Genomic DNA, 419 nt, shown 5'->3' on the forward strand with positions numbered 1-419 from the left:
ATCAAGCAATATCTGAAAGCGGTACTTTTCAACGCACCCAACACCATTGACAGCTATTACACCGCTCTTGTCAATCACGATATGTACGGCGGCTATTAAAAACAGGAGGATTTTAATATGACACAAAAAACAGGAGCTTTGATTTTTGATGAAACGGCAGACCGTTACGACATTCGCTTTGACCTTAACGACTACTACGGAGGATTGCATTGTGGGGATTGCTTTGAAGTGTTTGTACGCGGCAAATGGAAGCCGACCCGCATGGAGTACGGGAACAACTGGTATCTTGTTGGTGTGAGGGCTTCGGATTTGAACGGGCTGCGGGTGCGTATCTAAAGGCGGCATGAAAAATGTACGCCTTATTTTTATGCCCCGAAGCGGCACACCACCCTAACCAAACTATGAAAGGAGGGATTTCA

The 419-nt window shown here is 46.1% G+C and carries 2 protein-coding genes; both read left to right on the forward strand.

The window, feature by feature from the left end; all coding sequences use genetic code 11:
- Positions 1 to 99 (forward strand): DUF6017 domain-containing protein (locus tag DWW13_RS18405; RefSeq protein WP_236879803.1); only part of this gene is annotated, 99 nt, incomplete at its 5' end.
- An 18-nt stretch (positions 100 to 117) separates the two neighbouring features.
- On the forward strand, positions 118 to 336 hold the full coding sequence (locus DWW13_RS18410; RefSeq protein ID WP_118720824.1) for a DUF5348 domain-containing protein: 219 nt from the start codon (positions 118 to 120) through the stop codon (positions 334 to 336).
- Positions 337 to 419 lie beyond the last annotated feature (83 nt).

It is taken from the genome of Blautia sp. AF14-40, from assembly GCF_003479665.1.
In the GTDB taxonomy this organism is placed as follows: domain Bacteria; phylum Bacillota; class Clostridia; order Lachnospirales; family Lachnospiraceae; genus Fusicatenibacter; species Fusicatenibacter saccharivorans.